This window comes from Aureicoccus marinus, assembly GCF_002954325.1.
In the GTDB taxonomy this organism is placed as follows: Bacteria; Bacteroidota; Bacteroidia; order Flavobacteriales; family Flavobacteriaceae; genus Aureicoccus; species Aureicoccus marinus.
In genome coordinates, this window is sequence record NZ_MQVX01000001.1 from 936,505 (window position 1) to 960,343 (window position 23,839).

Sequence of the window (23,839 nt, forward strand, 5' to 3'; positions counted from 1 at the left end):
TATGAAAACCATTTCAAATTCCTTTTCAATGAAAAAAGTGGGTGTAGCCTTGTCTATGGCGGCTGCTCTTGTTTTTGCTTCTTGTGATAACGATGATACTCCGGATCCAGTAAATGAAGAAGAAGTAATCACTACCCTTATTGCAACTCTTACTCCAGCCGGTGGTGGAACAACAGTTACTTTGACCTATACGGATCTTGATGCTGATGGACCAAATCCTCCGGTTGCAGAAGTTTCTGGTAACCTGATGGGTAACACCACGTACAACGGTGTAATTCAGGTTTTGAATGAAACTGAAACTCCAGCGGAAAACATCACCCTAGAGGTATTGGAAGAAGCAGACGAGCACCAGTTCTTTTTTGAGTTCACTGGATCTATTGCGGGAGCAACAGCTACCGATACTGACAGTATGGGAAATCCCCTTGGTGTAACTTTTGACTTAACAACGAATACCGCAGGAGCTGCTACTTTGAGCATTGTTTTGCGTCACGAGCCAACAAAGCCGAACAACGGTTTGGCTACGGCAGGTGGTGAAACCGATATTCAGGCTGATTTCAACAACATCATCATTCAGTAATCTTTTGATTACGAATTAGGTACTACCTAAACCAGAAGTGAGTTCACTTCAAATCAAAAAAAAGAGCTGTCCATCGACAGCTCTTTTTATTTGGTGAATATTTTAACTAGACTTCTACAGTCTTTTTGTCTTTCCCTTTATCGCTAACCACGAAGGTGTAGATCCACATCAAGGTGAAGGTTGGAATGATATCCATTCCAGGAATCAACTCTTCCACCGTAGCGAAAATACCAGCGGCTTTTCCGGCATTTCCTTTGTACATCTTGGTCATTAACCAACCTGCGGTGGGTGCCCAGATCACGTCGATTACCTCTCCAACGCCCGGAATGATGTAAGAGATCATGCCTATGCCATCGAACAAAAGACTTAAAAGAAGATAATTGATCTTGTTTTTCTTGAACTGTACCATAAAGGAAAAGTAGAAAAACAATTCGACATTTAAAAAAAACGCCTTTTATTTTTGGGTAGCCTACTCTTCTGTGCGCACCAGATCCGCAAACAATTCCTTGATCTTTTTCACTTTTGGATCAATGAGGATTTGGCAATAAGGTTGCTCCGGATTTCGGTTGTAATAATCCCAGTGGTCGGACTCGGCTTCATAAAACTCTGAGGCTTCGCTGATAGCCGTAACAATGGGTTGGCCAAAAACCTGATGACTCTCTAAAGCAGCGATGACCAACTCGGCACTCTCTTTTGTTCGGGATTGGTGTAAAAGATTTCGCTTCTGTATTGGGTACCCACATCGTTTCCTTGTCGATTCAGCGTTGTTGGGTCGTGGGTCATAAAAAACACCTCCAACAGCTGCTGATAGCTAATCACTGTGGGATCAAACTCAATCTTAATTCCCTCAGCATGCCCGGTGATTCCTCGGCAAACCTCGCGGTAGGCCGGATTTTTGATATGCCCCCCGGTATAACCGGAAACCACTGATTGAACTCCTTTTAACCGCTGAAACACCGCTTCGGTGCACCAAAAACAACCGTTGGCTAAGATGGCAATTTCCATAGTTCGATTTTAATCAAGATTACAAAATTAAGAATCAATTTTTCTGCTAGCTATAGTCTGAACATCTTGATTTTCCTTACTTTCACAAGGCATATGATAGAGGCAAAAAATTTACAGAAATCCTTTGGCGAAGTTCAGGTTCTAAAGGGTGTTAGTCTGAGTGTAAAGCAAGGAGAAATCGTTTCCATTGTTGGAAGTTCAGGCGCAGGAAAAACAACCCTTTTACAGCTCTTGGGGACCTTAGACCGTCCGAGTAACCCAAAGGAATGTGAATTGCTGATCAACAATAAGAAAGTAGTTGGTCTTTCTGATAAAGCCCTTGCCCGAGTGCGAAATGAGGACATTGGATTTATATTTCAATTCCATCAACTACTCCCCGAGTTTACCGCCTTAGAAAATGCGTGCATTCCTGCATTTATTAAAGGGACAGACAAGAAGCAGGCCGAAGAGAAGGCGAAAGAACTTTTGGATTATTTAGGTCTGAGTCACCGTTTGACTCATAAACAGTGCCCTTTCCGGAGGTGAGCAACAACGGGTAGCTGTGGCGAGAGCCTTGATTAATAGTCCCTCGGTAATTCTGGCGGATGAACCTTCCGGAAATTTAGATTCTGCAAGTGCTGAGCGTTTGCATAAACTCTTTTTCGACCTCCGAGATAAATGGGGTCATACCCTTGTTTTGGTGACGCACAATCCAGAATTGGCCGATATGGCGGACCGAAAACTCACGCTGGTCGACGGAACATTTGCTTCATAATCCATGAAAAAAGCGGAGTTGAAGGCTTTTTTGGATGAGAAGGCAGCGGAGTACGAGCACCCTATTTTTTTAGAGGCCGATCCCATTCAACTGCCGCATGAATTCAGTCAAAAAGAGGATATTGAAATTGCCGGTTTCTTAATCGCTCTTATCGCTTGGGGAAATCGCAAGAGCATACTTAGGAGCGGTCGCTTGCTGTTGGATCTCTTGGATAATAGTCCCAGTGACTTCGTACTAAATCACCGAGAGGTAGACCTTCTTCCTCTAGAGAATTTCGTTCACCGTACCTTTCAAGGAAAGGATTTACCCTTTATGATTCAGGTATTGAAAGAACTCTACACCAGTGGTGGAGGTTTAGAAGGGTTCTTCTCCAAAGAACGAGGCCTGCAGACCAAAGACGCTATTACCTCTCCCCTGCAGATCCGTATTAGTGAATTAAAGTCTTACTTTTTTAGCTGGCCGCATCAGGCCAGGACAAGAAAACACCTCGCCGATCCGGTGGCGGGATCTGCAGCTAAACGCATCAATATGTACCTGCGGTGGATGGTTCGACCTGCTGACAAAGGCGTTGACTTCGGCTTGTGGCCCCATATACATCCCAAGGAACTCTCCTGCCCGCTTGATGTTCATACCGCTAACATTGCGCGAAAACTCAAGATTTTAAAAAGAAAGCAAAACGATGCCAAAGCGGTTGCAGAATTGGACCGGGCGCTTCGACGATTTGATCCGGAAGATCCTGTTAAATATGATTTTGCTCTTTTTGGTCTGGGTGCCTATGAGCAGTTTTAGAACAGCGGGCTGCGGCCGTAATCAGGTGCAATATTTAATTTGATTTTCTTTCCTCCTTCTCTGATTGACCGATAAATAGCTTCAATAATCAAGAGATCTCGGTGTCCCATTTCACCGGGGGCTCGGTTGGGTTGTTGCCCTTGGATGTGCAATGCAAAATCATCCATCTGCAATTTTTGCTGGGACTCTTGCTTAAAATCCAGCGGACCATCTGAGGTTTTACCTGATAAAGGAATGTAGGTTGACGCTGGTGAGAGCTCTACCCATCCCTTTTCGTACTCCGCTCTCAGGTGATTCGAACGGTAATTGTGGGAAGTCATCATTTGTCCTAGCGCTCCATTGGCCCATTCAAATTGAGCCGTTATGGTCTCATCTGTTTCTTTGAAATACTCAGGGCGCGTGCTGTATTCCTGGGCACTAACCGAAGTTGGATTACTCCCTGCGGCATAGATGAGGGCTTGAAAAGCATAAACCCCCATATTCATTAGGGCTCCCCCACCGGACAAGCTCTTGTTTAACCTCCATTGATTGGGGTTGCCCCTAGAGACGTAGGCAGCGGTTGAAGAAATATATCGCGCTTGCCCGTATTTCTTCTGCTTCACCAATCTTTTTAGCTCCATGGTATAGGGTTCAGAATGCAGGCGATAACCCATCCCCAGCTTCACTCCTGCTTTTTTGCAGGCGTCTATGATAGAGACGCATTCTTCAGAACTCAAACCCATCGGTTTTTCACAAATCACATGCTTCCTGGCTCGGGCCGCTCGAATGCTAAACTCAGCATGCATGGAATTCGGCAATACGATATACACAATATCCACCTCCGGATTTTGAGCAATCTGATGAAAATTCTCGTAATCATAGACCGAATTTGGATTGAGCTTGTATTGCCGGGTCCACCTCTTCGCCTTTTCCGGACTGCCGGTAACCACAGCGGCCAAATGACAATGCTGGGTTTCTTCTAAGGCGGGCGCCAATTGATACGTACTGTAACTGCCCAAGCCAACCAGGGCCACACCTAAGGATTCTTTGGACCTTGTCTTCGGGCTACAACTTGCACTTAATGGACTCAAGAGCGCAAGGCCACCCGTACCCAAACTAATCTGTCTTGAAAATTTTCTTCGGTTCATTCCTTTAAGGTACTCGAATCCGTTGATATATCATTATGGCAGTGAAAGTACAGTCCAATGTACCCTTTTGAATTCCTTATCTTAGAAGTCAATTCAGATCAAACCACTCCGATAATGAAGAGATTTATGCTCCTTAGCTGTTTGTTTTCTTTCGCCTTAAGTCAGGCCCAACACCAGCGCAAGCTCCCAATCGATACGACGGTAACTTCCACTCACTCGGTAACCGTTAAAGGACAAAAATTTAGTTATACCGCCGAAACAGGAACCCAACCCGTCTGGGATAAAATGGGCGAACCCGTAGCTTCTCTTCACTACACCTATTACACGCGTAACGGAATACAGAATCGGGAAAAGCGCCCTTTGCTCATTTCTTTTAACGGTGGACCCGGTTCGGCTTCGGTCTGGATGCATTTGGCCTACACAGGACCACGTATTCTCAAAATCGATGACGAGGGATATCCCGTGCAGCCTTATGGCTTTAAAGAAAACCCCTATTCGGTGCTGGATGTTTCGGATATTGTTTTTGTCAATCCAGCCAACACCGGGTATTCCAGAACTATTCCGGAAACAGGGAAAGAGGTGGACCGGGATTTCTTCTTTGGCATCAATGCCGACGTCTCTTACCTGGCAGAATGGCTCAACACCTTTGTCACACGCCATAACCGTTGGAATTCTCCTAAATACATCATTGGCGAAAGTTATGGGGGTACCCGTGTTATGGGACTCTCTTTGGCACTTCAAAATCAGCAGTGGATGTACCTGAATGGTGTCATTATGGTGAGTCCAGCCGATTATAAGGTCATTCGCGTAGGAGGCCCGGTATCCAGTGCTTTAAATCTCCCCTACTTTGCCGCTGCTGCTTGGCATCATAAACGTTTGGCCGCGCCTCTTCAAAGCAAAGAATTGGAAGAGATGTTGCCTGAAGTAGAGGATTATGCAGTGAACAAGCTCATCCCTGCACTGGCGAAAGGAGGGTTTCTTTCTGCAACCGAAAAAAGAAATGTGGCCGAAAAGATGGCTTACTATTCTGGTTTACAGGTACAGGACATCCTGGATCAAAACCTGGACCTAACGACTCGATTTTTCTGGAAGCATTTACTAAAGGATGCCGGCGGCTATACTGTTGGACGTTTGGACAGTCGTTATACGGGTTTTGATCGGCAAGTGTTTGGCGATAGTCCCGATTACAATTCAGAGATCACCAGCTGGCTTCACAGTTTCACTCCCGCCATCAATGCTTATTTGCAAAATGAACTGGGATTCAAAACCGATATCAAATACAATATGTTTGGTCCGGTCCGTCCCTGGAATAACGAGAACGACAATGTTCGAGATAACCTCCGACAAGCCATGGCGCAGAACCCCTACCTGAACGTTCTGATTCAGTCCGGGTATTACGACGGAGCAACAACCTACTTTAATGCCAAATACACCATGTGGCAAGTGGATCCTAGTGGGCGGATGAAGGATCGGTTTGAATTCAAGGGGTACCGTTCCGGACACATGATGTACTTGCGCAGACCCGATTTGGAAGCAGCCAACGAAGATCTGAGGCAGTTCATCCTTAGAACAAGTAATACCGGGAAGAGTGCGAAGTACGAATAGATCCGTCTGCTTTATGGCCTTAAGTAGTCTCCTTTTGAGTTTCTGCAGCCCCAAAAAACAAGAGAAAGCCGCTGATTTTTGCCAACTACAACGTTATGCAGAAGCAAATACAGCTCTGATACAACGGCCGGTCGATTCCAACCGAATCGTTCTTATGGGGAATTCCATAACAGAAGGTTGGTCCACTGCCTCCCCGGGATTCTTTGAGAATAAACATTTGATCAATAGAGGGATCGGAGGGCAAACTGCTGTTCAGATGCTAGGAAGATTTAGGGCTGATGTTATCAATCTTAAACCGAGAGCAGTCGTTATTCTTGCCGGTACCAATGACATCGCCGCGAATAATGGCGAGGTTACCTTAGAAGAAGTACGGGATCAAATCCAATCCATGGTCGAATTGGCACAAGCCAATAAAATTCAAGCGGTTCTATGTGCTGTTCTTCCAGCCTTCGAATACACGTGGAGTCCAGACAAAGATCCAGCCACTCAAATTCCAAGATTGAACTTCCTTTTAAAGGATCTCGCTCAAAATGCTGGCATCCCTTTTGTAGACTACTTTAGCCCAATGGTCAATGGGATAAATGGTTTAGATCCTCACTTGGCAGCTGATGGAGTGCATCCGACTGCTGAGGGTTATAAACAAATGGAAAATATCCTCTCCCCTGTTCTTGACAAAACTGTACCCGGGTGGCGGGAATGATCAGCCTTATTATGCCGTTTAAGAATACGGCTGCTTATTTATCCGACTGTTTGGACTCTATTCTTGAGCAGTCCTATAAAGAATGGGAATTGATCATGGTCAATGACCACTCCACAGATGACAGCTATATGATTGCGCAGGCATATGCGAATAAAGAGGAGCGCATTCATCTCCTAGAAAATAAGGGTGCTGGTATTATAAAGGCTTTACAAAGAGGGTACTCCTTTAGTTCCGGCAGCTTTATAAGTCGTATGGATTCTGATGACCGCATGCATCCAGAGCGCTTAAATCACATGATAAACGCCTTGAAGGCCAAAGGGCTTGGCCACCTGGCTGTCGGTCAAGTACAGTATTTTTCGACCGATGGAATAAGCGATGGCTATGCTCGCTATGAAAAATGGCTGAACGCACTAACGCAAAAAGGCTCGAACTACAAGGAGTTGTACAAGGAATGCGTAATCCCTTCGCCCTGTTGGATGGCCTACCGAGCAGACTTTGATCGGTGTGGAGGTTTTCAAAAGGAGCGGTATCCGGAGGACTACGACCTGACTTTCCGTTTTTATGCGGGAGACTTAACCCTTATTCCTTGTGATCAAGTGCTTCATTACTGGAGGGACTACCCTCAGAGAACTTCAAGAAATAGTGTTCACTATGCTCAGAATTTCTTTCTGGATCTTAAACTACACTACTTCTTAAAGCTCCATTACCAGCCAGAACGTCCCTTGGTCATATGGGGAGCTGGCACCAAGGGTAAACACCTGGCTGCTGCCTTTCAGAACGAGGGCGTGCCTTTTTCTTGGATGTGCGATAACCCCAATAAAATTGGAAAGACGATTTATGGTGTTTCTATGCAAGATTACCAAGAGATTGACCACCTAGAGCACCCTCAAATAATTGTCACTGTTGCCAACCCACAAGCTCAGGGAGCCATACTTCAATTCTTTCATCTTCGTCAGATGGAATCCCTGAGGGATTTTTTCTTCTTTTGTTAGCATTTTACAGGGGGCTCATACCCTAAAAGCTGTGTATATTTGCTTCAAGCTATTGTGAATGCAATTTCTCTACCCGCAATTTCTTTGGGCCTTACTACTTCTTCTCATCCCTGTGCTTGTTCACTTGTTTCAGCTGAGAAGGTTCAGAACAACTTTTTTCACTAACGTAGCCCTTTTACAAAAACTAACCGCCGAATCAAACAAAAGTAAATCCATAAAAAAATGGCTGTTGTTGTTGAGCAGGTTGCTTGCTATTGCCGCTTTGGTTTTTGCCTTTGCCCGCCCAGTAGAACCTTCAAAGCAGTCCGAGAATCAATCGACTAAGCCGTTATTCGTTTACTTGGATAATTCGCTCAGCATGCAGGCGAATGTCCAAGCGTTCCCTTATTAGAAACGGCCATTCAGGAGTTGGTGAGCGGTTTGGCAGATGACCAAATCGTTGAAGTGATCACCAACGATCGTCAGTTTGGACCGGATCAATGGAAAAATTTAAAAATTAAACTCCCTGGACTGCGCTGGACAACCAAGAAAAGAAGCTTGGATGAAGTTGCGCTCAGGGCACGGTCTCGGAACTCAAATTCGGGGACTCTATACGGGCGAGCGCTCTTGTTATCGGATTTTCAGGAAGGACTCCCGGAATTATTAGAAGAAAAGTCCGATTCCCTGGAATTGATTTCGGTTGCTCTTCGACCAGAAGACAAGAAAAATGCCTGGGTAGATTCTCTGGCGGTCCGACCCTCTTCCGACAACACTTTACTCCTCGATATTTGGATTGCGGGTGGGAAGCAAGGGGAATTGCTTTCACTCAGTGTAGAAGCCGAGGGTCAATTGCTGGCCAAGACCAGTCTGCCTGCACCAGGCGACGATCAGCTTGTTCAGACTGAAATTACCTTGTCAACCGCATCCAGTATTGCGGGCTTCGTTCAAATTCAAGACAACAGTTTATCCTTTGACAATCGATTCTACTTTTCTATTCAACAGGAAGAACAGATCCGGGTTCTCGCTGTTGGACAGGCCCATGGAAACCACCTCGAAAGGGTCTATCAAGAGCCGGAATTTTTATTTGTTCGCCAGGACTTGAACCGCCTAGATTTTGGTCTAATACCGAAGCAGAACCTCCTTATACTGGACCAGCTCTACCAAATCCCAGATGCATTGAGAGGCGCCCTTATTGAATTTTACGAAGCAGGAGGAAGCCTATGTATTATTCCCGCTAAAAGCATTGATTTAATCAGCTATACCCAATTGCTTAGTTCGGTCAGTTCTTTCCGGATGGAAGAAGTGCGAAGAGACACTTTGAAGATTGATGGGATTCAGGACAAACATCCCCTGTTCCGTGGCGTATTTCGATCAGAAATCAGTGATTTTGAGACACCGGAATCCAGAATGTTTTATCCGCTGAAGCCCAAGGTCAATGCAGCTCTTTTATTTGAAAACGAATCTCCTTTTGTCTTGTCGGCTCGTCGGGTAGCTGTTTTGGCCTCTCCACTAGACAGCGATCTTGGAAGTTTTGAAGAGTCTCCGCTGATTGTTCCAACCTTTTACAATATGGGAAAACAGAGCATTCGCCTTCCGGATCTTTACGCGAGAATGGGAAATCAGCCCCGGATTGACCTTCCCTATCTTCTGGGCCAGGATCAGGTATTTTCTTTACGCGGTGAAGTAGCGGAATATATTCCACAACAGCAGGCTTATCCGAATCGTACAGAACTGGTCTTAAGTGACGAATTGGAACAGGCTGGACTCTATCAGATCAGTACTTCACGAGATACCCTTGGGGTATTGGCCATTAATTATCCGGTGTCAGAAAGCCGTCAAAATTGGAACGAGGGACAAGTTGAAGAACAAAAGCTAACTTTGCCTTCAGTGTTGAAGGACTGGACAGCAGAAGGTCAGCGAAAAGAATTTTGGAAATGGGCCGTTGCTTTGGCCTTACTCTTTTTACTCCTCGAAATGGGGATTCAAAAATGGATAACGTGAGGATACTGATAAAAGGGGCAATCCTGGTTACCCCCCAACAAAAAAAATACCACCTCAAAAAGAGGGATCTGCTGCTTGTCAATGGGCAGATCAAAAAAATTGCCAGTAAGCTTGACGAGAAAGTGGATCGTGAAATCCGTCTGTCCAACCTTCACCTTTCTGCCGGATGGTTTGAGCTGGGAGCTGGATTCGGAGAGCCCGGCCATGAAGATCGAGAAACCTTATCTGCCGGACAGCATCTCGCAGCACTGAGTGGCTTTACACAGCTGGTTTTATTGCCTGACACCGCCCCCGTTCCCGATAACCGAAGCGCTATTCGATTTTTCAATGATGCGAGTAAAGCGGGATTAACCAAAATTCATCCCTTAGGCAGCTTAACAGTAAACAGGGAAGGCAAAGAACTAGCCGAACTCTACGATATGCAACAGGCTGGAGCGGTCGGTTTCTTCGACAGCGGGCGTTCCATTGAAAGTCCAAGCCTTCTTAAAATTGCGCTGCAATACAGTCAGAGTTTTGGTGGAACGGTCTTCTCTTTACCCATCGATTCAGATTTAAAGGGCAAAGGGGTAGTGAATGAAGGAAAGGTTTCGACGCAATTAGGTCTTAAAGGAATTCCGGTCTTGGCAGAAACAACTCGAATAGCGAGAGATCTTCACATTCTTGCTTACAGTGGAGGGCGCCTTCATATCCCCGGGGTTAGCTCGGCTGAAGGTGTTAAGCTCATTGAGCAGGCCAAAAAGCAAGGCTTGGAAGTCAGTTGCAGTACAAGCTTGCATCACCTGATCGAAACCGATAAATCTCTTGAGGAATTTGATACCCAATTTAAAGTTCTCCCTCCGCTAAGAACGGAAAAAGACCGAAAAGCATTACTCAAGGCGCTGGCCAAAGGCACGATTGATTATGTGCAATCAGATCACAGTCCGCGCACTCCTGAAGAGAAGCAGGTTGAATTTGATTTGGCCGCCTACGGAACGATAGCCCTAGAATCCGTCTTCGGACAACTTCAGAGGGAATATGACTTGGAGGAAACCATCGAAATTCTGACCCGAGGGTACCAATTCGTCAGCCAAGAAACACCAAAAATTGAAGAAGGCGAGCCGGTCAATTTGAGTCTTTTCAATCCAGAAACAAACTATACCCTTCAGGCCGACCAGATAGAATCGAAATCAAAAAACAGCCTGTATGTTGGCAAAGAACATAAGGGCTGGTCTTACGGTTCAATTTTGGGCGATCAAATGGTCTTGAGAGAAACACCTCCTAAGAACTAATTGGATCCCATTTACCAGAAAGAAATGAGTACAGAACAAAAAGAACAAAAGCGTCCACCTGGTTGGAGCATTGCCTTAACGGCTTACTTGTTTCCTGTAGGATGTTTAATTGCCATGAGCATGAATGCCGATGCGAAATCCGCCTACGGTCGATTTCATTTGCGCCAAGCCTTCTTCTTTCATGTGCTCCTTTTGGGCACCGGGACCTTTCTGTATTTTATCGAGAACAACTATAAGTTGGATGTGTCCTCAGCCCGTTCCATACTTTGGCTGGTGTATTTTGGTTTTCTCCTTTTTGGACTTCAGGATGTCTTCCGAAACAAAAGAACAATGCTACCCCTCTTAGGAGAAAGACCACAAAGTTGGTTCACCTTCATTCCCTAAATCTCAAAAACCACGAACATGAAACCTGCCGCTTTATCACTGGAATACCGCTATCATCCACCGGCTTCTAAAGATTCAAAGGGTGCCTTTTTTCTCTTGCACGGTTACGGTAGTAACGAAGACGACCTTTTCTCCTTTGTACCTGAGATGCCTCAGGATTTCCACTACTTCTCGCTTCAGGCCCCTTACTCCTTAGATCCTTTTGGCTACGCTTGGTACGCCATCAATTTTGAAGCCTCCCAGGGGAAGTGGAGTGATACGGGTCAGGCTATTGAGTCCAGAGAAAAAATAAAAAGCTTTATCGAAGAAGCGGTCAAGGCCTATGATTTAGATCCCGAGAACCTCAATTTATTGGGATTTAGTCAAGGATGCATTCTCAGTTTTGCTTTGGCCCTGAGTTATCCTGAAAAATTCAATCGTGTAGTCGGTTTGAGCGGATATGTCAATGAAGAAATGCTTCGGGAAGACTACGCGGCCAAAGAGCACGAGGGTCTTCGAATCTATTCCTCACACGGTCAATTGGACCCCGTTATTCCTATTGCCTGGGCACAGCAGACGCCACTTTTTATGGAAAAGTTAAAGATCGATCTCACCTTTGAGGAGTACCCGATTGGTCATGGGGTTTCTCCACAAAATTTTCAGTCCTTTAAACGGTGGATTGAAGGTTCCAATTAAGGTTGTGGGTACAGAATCTGGTCAATGACTTCAAAGGAAACCTTCTTCTCGTTATCTATTTCGTACCGAATGAGCATATCTCCCCAGTTGGTGCCATCTGAAAAATCGGCCAAGATGAATTTGTGGTTCATCACCTGAACGCGGTTGATTTTGAAATCTCCTGCCATCCCTTGAAAAGGAACAATTGGATTGGAGCCGGCCTGGGCATTGGTGTCCATGAGTTGATCCCTTACCAAGGCTGAAGGATCCGAAAGTGAAAGTTCATCAAAATAGCTTAGCGCCTCTTCGTTATTGTCCAGCGTGAAATACTTGACTTCACTTAATTCTTCCGATACGCCTTCCAAAGAATCTTGCAGCTGGACTATCTTTTCTTTTTGAGACCTAATCTCTTTGTCCATAGCACTAAACTGCCGACTGCCACTAACCCACTGAAAGAGGAACAACAAGGCTGAAAAAACAAACAGGTAGAGGTAGAGGTTCTTTTTCATGAGAAATGGTTCTTAGAGTTCAACAATCAAATTGTCTTCCGCTAAATAAACGGTATCTGGCAGACGGGATTGTACCTCGGCATGAAAACCGAGCAAGTGACTGATGTGGGTGAAATAGGTTCGTTTGGCTCCCACTTCCTTCGCAAAGGCGAGGGCTTCTTCTAAATTGAAATGGGAAGGGTGTGGTTCTTCCCGTAAAGCGTTGATAACCAGTACATCGCAGCCTTTTACGAGTTCGATCTGATCCGCTTCAATGGTTTTAACATCTGTAAGGTAAACCAGGCCATCAATACGAAAACCCAACACCTTGGTGGTGTGGTGATCTGCTTCAATAGGGAGGACTGACTTCCCTCCTATTTCGACAGGAACATTTTTAGTTATGGGATGGTAACGTAGCTCGGGTGCGCCGGGATATCTGTTTTTTACGGCAAAGACATAAGCGAAGCGTTCTGTCAAAGATTGATGCACGAAGGGATGGGCATAAACATCAAGAGCTCCCTGCCTAAAATAGTAGGGCCTGAGATCATCGATACCGTGGGTGTGATCTGCGTGTTCGTGCGTAAAGAGCAGGGCATCCAATCGCTCAATCGGATTGCTCAGCATTTGTTGTCTAAAATCAGGACCACAGTCCACCACGATGGAAATGCCGTTGTACTGAATTAAGGCTGCTGTTCGAAGACGTTTATCACGGGGATCCGTGCTTTTACATACGGGGTGATTACTACCGACAACAGGGATTCCCTGTGAAGTACCCGTACCTAGAAAAGTGAGGCGAATATCCGAATTCATCTCAAGCAAAATTACCACAAATTAAACGGAAATGCTTTTTTCCTTGTTACCTTTGTGGGCAATAAGAAATCACCTATGCCGTCCATTTCTAATCGGGAGAACGAGTTCGAAAACATCCCGTCTGTCAAGGCCAAAACCTTACGTATCAATTTGCATCCCGATATCTACGGAACCTTCGCGGAGATTGGGGCTGGGCAAGAAACGGCCCGTCACTTTTTTAGAGCTGGAGGCGCCTCAGGCACCATTGCAAAGGCGATGAGCGCATACGACAAAGCGTTTAGTGATGCGATCTACGGACAGGAGGACGATAGTCGTTATGTAACGGAATCCCGATTGAAACGCATGTTGGCCCATGAGGTTCGATTGGTAGAAGAACGCATTAGCCGAGAAGACAACCCAAATTATTTGTTTTTCTCATACGCCAATACGGTGGCCACTATCGATTTTTCTAAGCGGTATAAAGGTCATGGGTGGGTTGGAATTCGCTACCAGCTGGATCCCAAGCAAAAAGAGTACGACGAAATTGTTCTACACGTTCGTTTTAAACAAAACGAAGCCCGCCTTCAACAAGAAACTCTTGGTATACTAGGAGTAAACCTGATTTATGGGGCCTTTTTCAAGTATGACCAGCCCAAGAAACTTCTTAAATACCTCTACGATCATATTGACAGGGATACCCTTGAAATTGATATGATCAACTTTACAGGGCCTCACTATCAGAATGTAGATAACCGTCTGATCAGTTTGCAGCTGATTCGAAACGATATGACCGATGCAGTGATGTTTGGGCCTGATGGGCACAACCTCCTCCCCGCCTCTGTTCTGTATAAAAAGAATATTTTGGCACTTCGCGGAAGTTTCCGCCCGGTAACCAAGGTGAATATGGATATGTTCCAGAAGTCTTATGACATCTTTGTTAGAGAGCAAACGGTTGAATACGAAAACACCATTGTCATTTTCGAGATAACGCTTTCTAACCTCCGGGCTTCAGGTGAAATTGACGAACAAGATTTTATGGACCGGGCCGAACTTTTGTGTTCCTTGGGGCATATCGTAATGATCTCCAAGTTCCAGGAGTACTACAAGCTTGTCGAGTATCTCAACAAATACACCAAAGCCAAATTGGGTCTGACCATGGGGATTAACAACCTCATAGACGTTTTCGACGAAAAGTACTACCGTCACTTAAGTGGAGGTATCCTCGAAGCTTTTGGTAAACTCTTCTTTAAGGATTTGAAGGTGTACCTCTACCCGATGAAGAATGCAGAAACAGGACAAATATTAACCAGTAATAATCTGCATGTTCACCCCCGAATGAAAGAGCTGTACAAGTTCTTCAAGTACAATGGGAAGGTGATGGATATCATCGACTACGATCCGGATATCCTACATATTTTCTCAAGAGACGTTCTCAAAAGAATTATGAGTAATGAAGAAGGCTGGGAAGACCTCCTACCGGAAGGTATTGCTGATATTATTCAGGAAAAGAACCTCTTCCGCCCTAAAATAGAGAGCGGAGAGAAGTAATTTTTTTCAAGACTTAGAGGAGATCTAAAATCTGGGCAGCGTGGTCCTTGGTTTTAACCTTTTCAATAACATGTGTCACTTCTCCCTGCTCATTAATTAAGAAACTAGTGCGATGAAGACCATCGTATTCCTTGCCCATGAACTTTTTAGGCCCCCAAACACCAAAGGCGTCAATCACCTGGTGCTCTTCGTCGGCCAATAAAGGGAAAGGGAATTCGTATTTGTTTCTGAAATTAGCCTGCTTCTTTTCACTGTCTTCACTAACTCCAACGATATCAAAACCAGCGTCTTGCAGCTCTTTGTAGTGGTCTCTCAAGTTACAGGCTTCGGCTGTACATCCTGGCGTATTGGCTCGTGGATAAAAGAACACAACCCATTTTTTACCGAGATAATCTTCGGGACTGTGCGGGTTACCATCTTGATCAGGAACGGAAAAGTGAGGGACTTTTTGCCCAACTTGAAGTATATTCATGAAGACTTTATTTATAATTTTGTTTAAAATTAACCATTAATGCTTAAACAGGAAAAAGTTGATTTTTGCATCAAGACCCTGCAAGAACTCTACCCAGAAATACCCATTCCCCTCGATCACAAAGACCCTTATACCCTCTTAATTGCTGTATTGATGTCCGCACAGAGCACGGATGTACGGGTCAATCAAATAACGCCTCTACTATTTGAACAAGCCGACAACCCGTATGATATGGTCAGGCTATCGGTCGATCAGATCCGGGAAATTATCAAACCTGTTGGATTATCTCCCTCCAAGGCGAAGGGTATCTATGGCTTATCCCAAATATTGATTGATAAATACCGAGGCGAAGTTCCTCGAAGTATTGAGCTATTGGAAGAGCTCCCAGCAGTGGGGCATAAAACAGCCAGTGTTGTAGTTTCTCAGGCTTTTGGAATACCAGCCTTTCCTGTAGACACGCACATTCATCGATTGATGTATCGGTGGGGGTTCAGCAACGGAAAGAATGTTCAACAGACAGAAAAGGACGCGAAAAGGCTGTTTCCCAAAGAGTTATGGAATGACCTTCACTTGCAGATCATTTGGTATGGACGAGAATATTCTCCTGCCAGAGGATGGAAGTTAGAGAATGACATGATCACCAAAACGATTGGTAGAAAAACGGTCTTGGAAGAATACCATAAAAAAACCGCCAAAAAGGCGGTTTAGTTATTGTGCTAGTTCAAGTGTTGCTCAAAGGTAAACTTCTTGTATTCAACTACTTGAAGCGATTTAGAATAATCTAACAGAAATTTAATGGTCTCTGGACTCGATTTGTGGAGTTTACAGACATCTTCTTCGGAGTAAATTTTTTCCATATTTCAATTTATTCGTTCTATCCAAGAACGGGATGAAATACGAAATATTGTCTCCTTCGATAATCGGCAGATTAATTCGTTAAAACGATATTATTACGGTCTACGATCTTTCTGAGGTTGATCAAAGCGTAACGCATACGTCCAAGCGCAGTGTTTATGCTCACTCCGGTATTTTCGGAGATCTCTTTAAAACTCATGTCTTTGTAAATACGCATGATTAAAACTTTTTTCTGGTCCTCAGGTAGTTCCTCGATCAAAAGAGATAGATCACTATCGATTTGGTCTTTGATCAATTGTTTTTCAGCATTGAGTTTATCATCCTTGATAACAGAAAAGATGTTGAAATCTTCGCTTCCCTCAAACTTAGGCATCCTTTTGTTCTTTCTGAAGTGGTCGATGATTAGGTTGTGTGCAATTCGCATCACCCAGGGAAGAAACTTTCCTTCTTCGCTATACGATCCCTTCTTCAAGGTTTTGATCACTTTAATAAAGGTATCCTGAAAGATATCTTCTGTGATGTCCTTGTCCAGAACTTTAGAATAAATAAAACTTGAGATTTTTTGGTTGTGACGATTGATAAGTACTTCAAGGGCTTTTTCGTCACCGTCGACGTATTGTTTGACCAATACGGAATCTTCCATTTGTAGCTCCATACAAATTACTTTTTTGGTATACAGGGCCAAACAGCATAACTGCCTGATCCATAGTTATTTTAGTTAAATAAAAAAGTAATTATTTCTGTATAGGCCTATCAGCGATTTAATTACACTACCAAATTTAGATAAAACACATACCCGCTAAAAAAGTATGTTGTGATATGAAGCTTTTTTGATGTTAACTTGCGCAATATAGATATAAAATGAAGTTTGCCCGGTTTTTAGCCCTTAAAATTCGATGAATGACCACCCTAGCAGATATTGATCCCAAGACACATATCTTAATACAAGGAGCCCGTTTACACAATTTAAAGAATATTGACCTAGCCATTCCCCGAAATCAACTCGTGGTAATTACCGGATTATCGGGTTCGGGTAAGTCCAGCTTGGCCTTTGATACCTTATATGCAGAAGGGCAGCGCCGGTATGTAGAATCACTTTCTTCTTATGCCAGGCAGTTTCTTGGAAAACTCGACAAGCCTCAGGTGGATTCCATTAAGGGGATTGCCCCGGCCATTGCTATAGAGCAAAAGGTAAATACCACCAATCCCCGTTCAACAGTTGGAACAACCACCGAAATCTACGATTACCTTAAACTGCTTTTCGCCCGCGTGGGGAAGACTTATTCCCCTATTTCAGGAAATGAAGTGAAGAAGCATATGGTCTCGGATGTTATCGATCAGGTTAAAACCTTCGAAGCGGGCATAAGGCTACTTTTGCTGGCACCCATTCAGGTTCCTGAAGATCGGGAACCTATTAAAGTAGCCCAACTTTTTTCAAAGCAAGGTTATGCGAGGCTCAAATTCCGGGATAACGTCTACCGCATCGATCAAGTACCCGAGGATTTGGGGAGAAGTTTTGAACTCATCGTCGATCGTATTGTCGTAAAACAAGAAGATGATGATTTCTATAACCGCTTGGGGCAAGCCGTGGACAATGCCTTTTTTGAAGGGAAAGGTCACTGTTCGCTAGAAGAAGTAGATTCGGGAGATCGAATCTCTTTTAGCAATTTGTTCGAATTGGACGGGATGAGTTTCCTGGAGAACAACACCCACCTCTTTAGTTTTAATAATCCTTATGGGGCCTGCCCAAAATGCGAGGGCTATGGAGATGTCATTGGCATTGATGAAGACTTGGTTATCCCCAATACCGCCTTGTCCATTTATGAGAACGCCGTTTTTCCGTGGCGGGGAGAAAGCATGAGCTGGTACCGGGATCAACTGGTAGATTCAGCCTACAAATTCGACTTTCCTATACACAAGCCCTGGTTTGAACTTTCCGAGGAACAAAAGCAATTGGTCTGGGAAGGCAATAATCACTTCATCGGAATCCGCAAGTTTTTTACGCAGCTTGAAGAAAAGAGTTATAAGATCCAAAACAGGGTGCTGCTTTCACGCTACCGCGGAAAGACCAAATGCGATGTTTGCCAGGGTACGCGCCTGCGAAAGGAAGCCGCGTACGTCAAGATTGGAGGCAAGTCCTTAAGCGAGCTGGTCGACCTACCGATTACTGCACTTCAAGAATTCTTCCAGGACCTGACCTTTTCGGATTACGAACAAAAGGTAGCCAAGCGCTTACTCATCGAGATCAACAACCGTATATCTTATTTGATTCGGGTTGGTCTCGGTTATCTAAGTATCAACCGAAAATCCAATACGCTCTCGGGTGGAGAAAGTCAACGCATCAATCTGGCTACCTCCCTCGGAAGTAGTTTAGTGGGTTCCTTATATATATTGGATGAACCCAGTATCGGTTTGCACCCGAAGGATACGGAGAACCTTATTTCGGTTCTGGTAGATCTCCGGGATTTGGGCAATACGGTGATCGTGGTGGAACACGATGAAGAAATTATGCGGGCGGCCGATCATATTATAGATATAGGACCAGAAGCGGGAACCCTCGGAGGAGAAGTCGTAGCAGAAGGAACGATTAAGGACATCATGAAATCCGATTCGCTTACTTCTTCCTATTTAAATGGGACTTTAGAAATCCCTCTGCCCACTAAAAGGAGAAACCTGAAGAAATCTATTCGTATTCGAGGTGCTCGGGAGCACAACCTCAAAAATATAGATGTCCAATTTCCGCTACAAGGATTGACCGTCGTTACGGGAGTATCGGGAAGTGGAAAAAGTACCCTGGTTCGGAAGATCCTCTACCCTGCCTTGTTGAAAGAAATCGGAGGCTATGGTGACAGGCCCGGTCAACACAGCAGAATAGAAGGGGACATCAGTGCTATTCAACAACTTGAATTTGTTGATCAGAACCCCATCGGGCGATCTTCCCGTTCCAACCCGGTCACCTATATAAAGGCTTACGATGATATCCGTGCTCTTTATTCCAGTCAAAAACTAGCGGAGTTGCGTGGGTACAAACCCAAGCACTTCTCCTTTAACGTCGATGGCGGGCGTTGTGAGAACTGCAAGGGAGAAGGGCAAATTACCATCGAGATGCAGTTTATGGCGGATGTTCACCTTGATTGTGATGTATGTAAAGGAACGCGTTTCAAAAAAGAAGTCCTCGAAGTAACCTATGAAGGGATTAACATCAGTCAATTGCTCGATATGACCATTGATGATGCCCTTCGTTTCTTTAAAGAGCACCAGCAAAAGAAGTTGGTTCAAAAACTACAACCCCTTCAAGATGTTGGTTTGGGTTATGTTACTCTTGGCCAATCCTCCGCAACTTTATCGGGTGGTGAAGCCCAGAGAATTAAACTAGCGTCATTTTTAGTCAAGGGGCATCAATCCGATAAAACCTTATTCATCTTTGACGAGCCAACGACCGGTCTTCACTTTCATGATATTCTAAAGTTGCTGAAGTCCTTTGAGGCGCTCATCGAAAAAGGTCATTCCATTCTGGTAATTGAGCACAATATTGATTTGATCAAGTGTGCCGACTACATCGTGGATTTAGGACCAGAAGGCGGGCAAAATGGGGGCTATTTAAGTGCCGCTGGCACCCCTGAAGAAGTGGCTAAAATCAAGGATTCTCATACCGGGAATTACCTTGCAGAAAAATTGACTTCCTGATTCTCGTAGTCTTCCACTTACGGAGTAATTCTTTTTTAAAAGTATTAAACGTCTGTTATTCAGCGTACTGAGTGCGGTATGATTTTTTTGGCACGCTGTTTGTTTTATCGTTGACGGATGTAAATAGTTGCATTCGGAAATTTAAACCTTAGGATTATGAAAAAAGGAATACTCATATTGGTAGCGGTACTGATGACAAGTCCATTCTTGTTTACTGCTGAGGCGGCGAATAAGGTCTATCCCGGCAACTGGAACAACTATGGCGACAACTTCATTTTTGATGAAGGAGGCGTAACCTTCTCGGTTTATCCGGATGGTGAATTCGATTTCTTTATCGGTAATCAAGCCCGTGTAGGAGTTGGTGTACAACTCGGAAATGTTGGAGTTACCTTCAACTCTGGTTTTGACTACAACCCCTTCGTTCAGTACGACGATTACGGCGCTGTAATTCAAGTTGAAAACATCCCGATTTACTACGACTTCTACGGTCGTGTAAATCAGATCGGAAACGTCGATATTTGGTATAGAAATGGCCTGGTAAGCCGTATCGGTGGACTACGTCTCTTTTATAGAAACCGCGTTTTCACACACTATACTGGTTTTATCAATATCTATAACCGTCGCTATGTTTTCCGTCCATGGCACCGATACTTTGCCCGTCCGGCATTTGGATTCTGTACTGTGTGGAATACCCCTTACCGACGATTCTATAACCCGATCCGATACACCTATTACAGACCGTATCGTTTCAACAGACGTCGCGCTTTCTACCAGTTCGGTCAGGAAAGACGCTACAGACAAGATAGAGACCGTGCACGTGTATACCGCAACGACAGACGTGTAGCTGTTCGCGAGAACCGAAGAGCAGATCGTTCAAATAGAACTGTTTCTCTGGCCGATCGTGGTCGTTCGAACAACAAGGTGACACGTAACAATAGTCGTCAAGGGCGAGACGTGAACCGCAACAGCACAAACCGTGGTTCTTCCAACCGAAGTGCAACCGTAAGATCCAACAGAAATGGTTCTGATCGCAGCACAACGGTACGTACCGCCAGAAGTAATGGTAATAGAAGTACAACAACGGTTCGTCGCAGCACAACTCAAGGGAGAAGTTCAGGTCAGGCGACCAGAACTACCACCCGAAAAGTGACCCAGAATAGAAAGGGAACTACGGTCACCAAAAGACAAGTTCGTTCCAATGGACAAGGAAGAACAGTTAGCCGTACAACCAAATCCTATTCTAAAGGAAATTCGAATAGAAGTTCCGTGAATAAAAGAAGTAATGCTTCTTCCCGATCAACCAAGTCTGTTAAACGCAGCAGTGGATCCCGAAATACCTCGGCGAAGCGAAGCTCTTCTTCTGGAAGCAGAAATAGTTCTGGAAGAAGTAGTTCAGGAAGAAGTAACAGTCGATCCTCTCGATCGTCTTAATACAAACAATTAGTTTTTAGGTTGGTTAGTTGTTTAACCCCGGGCAGGATTTTCCTTCTCGGGGTTTCTTTTTACCCCTTCTTTAACCGACTATTGATGACCTGATTGATATCGGCTGAAAACCCGAAGTAATAAAGCAAACCAAGGTAAACTCCACCAAGAAGCACAGATCGTACTAGAATAGCGACCACCCCTTCTAGACCAAGGGGTAAGCAATAAAATCCAAAACCAATCAAGAGAATCATAAAGCAGAGCAGTAAGGTGCTCTTCCGCCAAGGAAATAAACCAAATACCTGCCAGACAAAAAGGAGTTTAGACCCGTTGTAAATCAACACGGCCGTAAAGGTGGCCCAGGCCGCTCCAATGGCACCCCATTGTGGGATAAAGAGAATATTCAACATAATCGTCAAAACGGCTAGAACGATTCCCAGGATGAGCATCCCTTTGTAGTATTTGGAGTAAAAGAGCAAAGAGTTGATATTGCCCAAGGAGGCGTCCATCACTTTCATCAAGCCAATGATCAAGACCACATACCAGCCTTGACTGTAATCTTCTGGCAAGAGTGCGTAAAGATCATCCAAGCTGCTAATAATCAGTAAGAACAAGAGCCCTGATGCGGCCAATAGATTGATGGAGGATTTTTGATAGAGTACTTTGAGTTCCGCCTTATCGTCTTCGTGTAGGGCCTTGGCCGTTAAAGGAAAAGTGATTTGATTCATCGCTCTAACGGGAACCACAATCACCGTTGCGATATAGATCCCTACCCCGTAGTAGGCCACCTTGGCCAAATCAATGTACTGATTGAGCATGAACTTATCGATCTCCAATAAGATAACTGCTGCAGACCCTCCCAGAACGATTAAAAGGGTGTACGTCCAAATGGCGCGTCGATTCTTCGGGGCTTTAAACCGAAGTTTGGGCATTCTGATTCGGTAGGCATAGAGTTTCATCAAAAGCATCCTCAAAAAGTAAACCCCTGCTAATCCTCCAAAAAAAGTGTCCAGATCAATGTATTCGAGGTAATAGGCCAGTAGCAGCAGAAAGACCCCGAATCGGCTAAAAACTTCTTTAAGTGCATTACCCCAAACGGATTTTAGTTGGACCTTGGCGTAGGCATAAAAGATCTCGAAATAAGCCATCGCTATACCGATAAGAAAAATATACCACAGGTAGCCCCCCACTTCTGGATTTCTTCGGCTTAAGAAGCCTTCGAGCTGATCCGGAAATAAGAGCACACCAAGCGCTATTAGTCCCACGGGCAATAGCGGCAAAAACAAGGTGTAAGCTAAAAAGTCGTCTTGTTCTTGTTGATTTTTATAGCCCTCGTAAAAACGCATAAGGGTATTGTGCATCCCCAAGGCCATAAGCGGCATGAGGAGGGCGGCAGTCGATAAGATAACCATGGTTAGACCGTAGTTGCTATCTCCTAGGATGTAGGTGTAGAGGAATAAGGTGTTCACACCACCGATACCAAAACCTAAAAAGGTGATGGCCGTATTTAATGCCGATTGTTTGAATACTATTCCCATGCTAAAATAGAAGCGAGCTGAGCGCTTAAGTTTTTACGACTGTACGCTTCAATTCCAATACCCTTAACGTTTAGGGTATTAGACTGGTAACGGGCAAACCAATCCTTCAATTGCGCTTTGATGGCTTCTTTCTGATCGTACCCAAAAAAACGCCCTGTTTGGGATTCTTCCAGAATAGCCTGAGCATCCCATCCCTTCGGCCCCACAGCCAATATCGGCCGAAGGCTCGCCATGTACTCAAAGAGTTTCCCTGGCAAAATGGAGGTGGTGTACGCATGGTTAATCTCAAGCAGCAACAAGACTTGCGATTGGGCTTGTAGTTGCCTCACCTCGGCGTGTGGAATGTAGCCCAAGAGTAGCAGGTTCTCTTCTAAACCAGAATCACGTATGGTTTGAATAACTTCCTCGCTTACTGTTCCCGCTAGTTGTAGCCTAAACTTTTCAGCAAAGAAGGAGTCTTCTGTTTTTAGTTCTGATAAGGCTTGCCAAAGTGCCTTAGGATTACGAGCCGACAATAAGGACCCGATATGAGAAAGAGTAAAATCGGAGTCCAACCTCCCCTTTTCCATGAGGTTCTCATACCCATTGGTCAACACCTCGATGGGTTGAGTGCTTAGGGTCTGAAATTCCTTCTTAGTTCCGGGGCTCGTCACTAAGATCTGATCGGCCGACTGCAGTACCTTTTTTTCAAGCTCTTGGTGTCTTCTGCTTGCCCTTCTTCCCAGTCCCAGCTTTTTGTGGTACCCAATACTGGTCCAGGGATCCCTAAAATCGGCGACCCATTTAATCGAGCAGGACTTTTTGAGCTCCTGGCCAATAAGGTGTAAGCTATGCGGTGGTCCGGAGGTAATTACGGTTTGAAAGTTCTTCTCTTGAATCAGAGGGACTAGTTTTTGAACACTGGGTTTAACCCAGCCAATGCGGGCATCTGGAATAAACAGATTGCCTCGGATCGAGAGCAGAACTCGCTCCGTCCAATGTACTTTTTTCTCTTGTAAGATCCCTGCACTGATGCGCTTGGTTTTACGAGGGGCAACCCACCTCAAAAACTGACCTGGCTCTCGAATCGGGCTTTTGAGCACTTCTATGTTTTCTGGAATGTCTTGGACTAACTGGGCATCCTCAATCGGGTAAAAGGGGTTTTCGGGTACCCAAACACTGATCTCAAAACCGTGTTCAGGAAGGTGCTTCAACATCTGCAACCA

22 protein-coding genes and 2 pseudogenes are annotated in these 23,839 nt (G+C 44.8%); 15 read left to right on the forward strand and 9 right to left on the reverse strand.

From position 1 onward, the window contains the following. The first annotated feature begins 1 nt into the window (after position 1). Positions 2 to 577 carry a type 1 periplasmic binding fold superfamily protein gene (locus tag BST99_RS04420; protein ID WP_245916176.1) on the forward strand — a complete coding sequence of 192 codons (576 nt, stop codon included), beginning with the start codon at positions 2 to 4 and terminating at the stop codon, positions 575 to 577. A gap of 106 nt (positions 578 to 683) precedes the next feature. Here BST99_RS04420 and BST99_RS04425 read toward each other — a convergent pair whose 3' ends face one another. Further along, positions 684 to 986, reverse strand: coding sequence for a hypothetical protein (locus tag BST99_RS04425; RefSeq protein WP_105002431.1), 303 nt, complete (start codon positions 984 to 986; stop codon positions 684 to 686). Positions 987 to 1,046: 60 nt separating this feature from the next. After that, positions 1,047 to 1,582 (reverse strand): annotated as a pseudogene (gene msrA / locus BST99_RS04430) (peptide-methionine (S)-S-oxide reductase MsrA). A gap of 93 nt (positions 1,583 to 1,675) precedes the next feature. Here msrA and BST99_RS04435 point away from each other — a divergent pair. Both BST99_RS04435 and BST99_RS04440 read left to right on the forward strand, forming a co-directional pair. Then, a pseudogene (locus BST99_RS04435) lies at positions 1,676 to 2,336 on the forward strand (ABC transporter ATP-binding protein). A gap of 3 nt (positions 2,337 to 2,339) precedes the next feature. Continuing rightward, the gene (locus tag BST99_RS04440; RefSeq protein WP_105000726.1) at positions 2,340 to 3,125 is read left to right on the forward strand and encodes a TIGR02757 family protein; all 786 of its coding nucleotides are present in this window, start codon (positions 2,340 to 2,342) and stop codon (positions 3,123 to 3,125) included. Here the strand turns inward: BST99_RS04440 and BST99_RS04445 are convergent. Further along, positions 3,122 to 4,252, reverse strand: coding sequence for a Gfo/Idh/MocA family protein (locus tag BST99_RS04445; RefSeq protein ID WP_105000727.1), 1,131 nt, complete (start codon positions 4,250 to 4,252; stop codon positions 3,122 to 3,124). The two genes, BST99_RS04440 and BST99_RS04445, sit on opposite strands and share 4 nt — an antisense overlap. 114 nt (positions 4,253 to 4,366) lie before the next feature. On the opposite strand from BST99_RS04445, the gene BST99_RS04450 reads away from it, so the two are divergent. From BST99_RS04450 to BST99_RS04485, 8 genes are read left to right on the forward strand one after another with little or no spacing between them, the layout of a single operon-like run. Then, positions 4,367 to 5,857: a S10 family peptidase gene (locus BST99_RS04450; protein ID WP_105002432.1), complete on the forward strand. Its 1,491-nt coding sequence runs from the start codon at positions 4,367 to 4,369 to the stop codon at positions 5,855 to 5,857. A gap of 13 nt (positions 5,858 to 5,870) precedes the next feature. Continuing rightward, on the forward strand, positions 5,871 to 6,557 hold the full coding sequence (locus BST99_RS04455; protein WP_105000728.1) for an SGNH/GDSL hydrolase family protein: 687 nt from the start codon (positions 5,871 to 5,873) through the stop codon (positions 6,555 to 6,557). After that, positions 6,554 to 7,549: a glycosyltransferase family 2 protein gene (locus BST99_RS04460; protein WP_105000729.1), complete on the forward strand. Its 996-nt coding sequence runs from the start codon at positions 6,554 to 6,556 to the stop codon at positions 7,547 to 7,549. The genes BST99_RS04455 and BST99_RS04460 overlap by 4 nt, the downstream gene beginning before the upstream one ends. 58 nt (positions 7,550 to 7,607) lie before the next feature. Beyond that, positions 7,608 to 7,940, forward strand: coding sequence for a BatA domain-containing protein (locus BST99_RS15095; protein ID WP_105000730.1), 333 nt, complete (start codon positions 7,608 to 7,610; stop codon positions 7,938 to 7,940). Positions 7,941 to 7,960: 20 nt separating this feature from the next. After that, positions 7,961 to 9,529, forward strand: a complete 1,569-nt coding sequence (locus BST99_RS04470; RefSeq protein WP_146106200.1) for a hypothetical protein — start codon at positions 7,961 to 7,963, stop codon at positions 9,527 to 9,529. Beyond that, positions 9,526 to 10,797, forward strand: coding sequence for a dihydroorotase (locus tag BST99_RS04475; protein ID WP_105002433.1), 1,272 nt, complete (start codon positions 9,526 to 9,528; stop codon positions 10,795 to 10,797). Before BST99_RS04470 ends, BST99_RS04475 begins: the two co-directional genes overlap by 4 nt. Positions 10,798 to 10,821: 24 nt before the next feature. Next, entirely contained in the window at positions 10,822 to 11,181 is a 360-nt protein-coding gene (locus tag BST99_RS04480; protein ID WP_146106201.1) for a hypothetical protein, read from the forward strand. An 18-nt stretch (positions 11,182 to 11,199) separates the two neighbouring features. After that, a complete protein-coding gene (locus BST99_RS04485) occupies positions 11,200 to 11,856 on the forward strand; it encodes an alpha/beta hydrolase (RefSeq protein WP_105000733.1) in 657 nt (218 codons plus the stop codon). On the opposite strand, the gene BST99_RS04490 is transcribed toward BST99_RS04485, so the two are convergent. Both BST99_RS04490 and BST99_RS04495 read right to left on the reverse strand, forming a co-directional pair. Beyond that, the gene (locus BST99_RS04490) at positions 11,853 to 12,344 is read right to left on the reverse strand and encodes a hydrolase (RefSeq protein ID WP_105000734.1); all 492 of its coding nucleotides are present in this window, start codon (positions 12,342 to 12,344) and stop codon (positions 11,853 to 11,855) included. The genes BST99_RS04485 and BST99_RS04490 overlap by 4 nt on opposite strands. Positions 12,345 to 12,356: 12 nt before the next feature. Beyond that, positions 12,357 to 13,133, reverse strand: coding sequence for an MBL fold metallo-hydrolase (locus BST99_RS04495; protein ID WP_245916177.1), 777 nt, complete (start codon positions 13,131 to 13,133; stop codon positions 12,357 to 12,359). Between the two features lie 75 nt (positions 13,134 to 13,208). On the opposite strand from BST99_RS04495, the gene BST99_RS04500 reads away from it, so the two are divergent. After that, on the forward strand, positions 13,209 to 14,660 hold the full coding sequence (locus BST99_RS04500; protein ID WP_105000735.1) for a nicotinate-nucleotide adenylyltransferase: 1,452 nt from the start codon (positions 13,209 to 13,211) through the stop codon (positions 14,658 to 14,660). Positions 14,661 to 14,673: 13 nt separating this feature from the next. Here BST99_RS04500 and bcp read toward each other — a convergent pair whose 3' ends face one another. Next, positions 14,674 to 15,132 (reverse strand): thioredoxin-dependent thiol peroxidase, encoded by a 459-nt coding sequence (bcp, locus tag BST99_RS04505; RefSeq protein WP_105000736.1) that lies wholly within the window; start codon positions 15,130 to 15,132, stop codon positions 14,674 to 14,676. Positions 15,133 to 15,171: 39 nt separating this feature from the next. On the opposite strand from bcp, the gene BST99_RS04510 reads away from it, so the two are divergent. Next, the gene (locus BST99_RS04510; RefSeq protein ID WP_105000737.1) at positions 15,172 to 15,840 is read left to right on the forward strand and encodes an endonuclease III domain-containing protein; all 669 of its coding nucleotides are present in this window, start codon (positions 15,172 to 15,174) and stop codon (positions 15,838 to 15,840) included. Between the two features lie 220 nt (positions 15,841 to 16,060). Here the strand turns inward: BST99_RS04510 and BST99_RS04515 are convergent, their stop codons facing one another. After that, positions 16,061 to 16,642 (reverse strand): RNA polymerase sigma factor, encoded by a 582-nt coding sequence (locus BST99_RS04515; protein WP_105002435.1) that lies wholly within the window; start codon positions 16,640 to 16,642, stop codon positions 16,061 to 16,063. Between the two features lie 245 nt (positions 16,643 to 16,887). Between BST99_RS04515 and uvrA the strand changes: the two genes are divergently transcribed. Beyond that, on the forward strand, positions 16,888 to 19,674 hold the full coding sequence (gene uvrA, locus BST99_RS04520) for an excinuclease ABC subunit UvrA (RefSeq protein ID WP_105000738.1): 2,787 nt from the start codon (positions 16,888 to 16,890) through the stop codon (positions 19,672 to 19,674). A gap of 156 nt (positions 19,675 to 19,830) precedes the next feature. Further along, positions 19,831 to 21,105 carry a hypothetical protein gene (locus tag BST99_RS04525; RefSeq protein ID WP_105000739.1) on the forward strand — a complete coding sequence of 425 codons (1,275 nt, stop codon included), beginning with the start codon at positions 19,831 to 19,833 and terminating at the stop codon, positions 21,103 to 21,105. A gap of 71 nt (positions 21,106 to 21,176) precedes the next feature. Here the strand turns inward: BST99_RS04525 and BST99_RS04530 are convergent, their stop codons facing one another. Together BST99_RS04530 and BST99_RS04535 are read right to left on the reverse strand one after the other, a co-directional pair. Next, positions 21,177 to 22,634, reverse strand: a complete 1,458-nt coding sequence (locus BST99_RS04530; protein ID WP_105000740.1) for a lipopolysaccharide biosynthesis protein — start codon at positions 22,632 to 22,634, stop codon at positions 21,177 to 21,179. Continuing rightward, positions 22,625 to 23,830, reverse strand: a complete 1,206-nt coding sequence (locus tag BST99_RS04535) for a glycosyltransferase (protein ID WP_317046111.1) — start codon at positions 23,828 to 23,830, stop codon at positions 22,625 to 22,627. The genes BST99_RS04530 and BST99_RS04535 overlap by 10 nt, the downstream gene beginning before the upstream one ends. Between the last annotated feature and the right edge of the window lie 9 nt (positions 23,831 to 23,839).

Excerpts from the sequence above, each read along its gene's own strand:
- BST99_RS04420 (WP_245916176.1), top strand. The coding sequence starts at position 2 with ATGAAAACCATTTCAAATTCCTTTTCAATGAAAAAAGTGGGTGTAGCC.
- BST99_RS04425 (WP_105002431.1), bottom strand. The coding sequence starts at position 986 with ATGGTACAGTTCAAGAAAAACAAGATCAATTATCTTCTTTTAAGTCTT.
- BST99_RS04440 (WP_105000726.1), top strand. The coding sequence starts at position 2,340 with ATGAAAAAAGCGGAGTTGAAGGCTTTTTTGGATGAGAAGGCAGCGGAG.
- BST99_RS04445 (WP_105000727.1), bottom strand. The coding sequence starts at position 4,252 with ATGAACCGAAGAAAATTTTCAAGACAGATTAGTTTGGGTACGGGTGGC.
- BST99_RS04450 (WP_105002432.1), top strand. The coding sequence starts at position 4,367 with ATGAAGAGATTTATGCTCCTTAGCTGTTTGTTTTCTTTCGCCTTAAGT.
- BST99_RS04455 (WP_105000728.1), top strand. The coding sequence starts at position 5,871 with ATGGCCTTAAGTAGTCTCCTTTTGAGTTTCTGCAGCCCCAAAAAACAA.
- BST99_RS04460 (WP_105000729.1), top strand. The coding sequence starts at position 6,554 with ATGATCAGCCTTATTATGCCGTTTAAGAATACGGCTGCTTATTTATCC.
- BST99_RS15095 (WP_105000730.1), top strand. The coding sequence starts at position 7,608 with ATGCAATTTCTCTACCCGCAATTTCTTTGGGCCTTACTACTTCTTCTC.
- BST99_RS04480 (WP_146106201.1), top strand. The coding sequence starts at position 10,822 with ATGAGTACAGAACAAAAAGAACAAAAGCGTCCACCTGGTTGGAGCATT.
- BST99_RS04485 (WP_105000733.1), top strand. The coding sequence starts at position 11,200 with ATGAAACCTGCCGCTTTATCACTGGAATACCGCTATCATCCACCGGCT.
- BST99_RS04490 (WP_105000734.1), bottom strand. The coding sequence starts at position 12,344 with ATGAAAAAGAACCTCTACCTCTACCTGTTTGTTTTTTCAGCCTTGTTG.
- BST99_RS04495 (WP_245916177.1), bottom strand. The coding sequence starts at position 13,133 with ATGAATTCGGATATTCGCCTCACTTTTCTAGGTACGGGTACTTCACAG.
- BST99_RS04500 (WP_105000735.1), top strand. The coding sequence starts at position 13,209 with ATGCCGTCCATTTCTAATCGGGAGAACGAGTTCGAAAACATCCCGTCT.
- bcp (WP_105000736.1), bottom strand. The coding sequence starts at position 15,132 with ATGAATATACTTCAAGTTGGGCAAAAAGTCCCTCACTTTTCCGTTCCT.
- BST99_RS04510 (WP_105000737.1), top strand. The coding sequence starts at position 15,172 with ATGCTTAAACAGGAAAAAGTTGATTTTTGCATCAAGACCCTGCAAGAA.
- BST99_RS04515 (WP_105002435.1), bottom strand. The coding sequence starts at position 16,642 with ATGGAGCTACAAATGGAAGATTCCGTATTGGTCAAACAATACGTCGAC.
- uvrA (WP_105000738.1), top strand. The coding sequence starts at position 16,888 with ATGACCACCCTAGCAGATATTGATCCCAAGACACATATCTTAATACAA.
- BST99_RS04525 (WP_105000739.1), top strand. The coding sequence starts at position 19,831 with ATGAAAAAAGGAATACTCATATTGGTAGCGGTACTGATGACAAGTCCA.
- BST99_RS04530 (WP_105000740.1), bottom strand. The coding sequence starts at position 22,634 with ATGGGAATAGTATTCAAACAATCGGCATTAAATACGGCCATCACCTTT.
- BST99_RS04535 (WP_317046111.1), bottom strand. The coding sequence starts at position 23,830 with ATGTTGAAGCACCTTCCTGAACACGGTTTTGAGATCAGTGTTTGGGTA.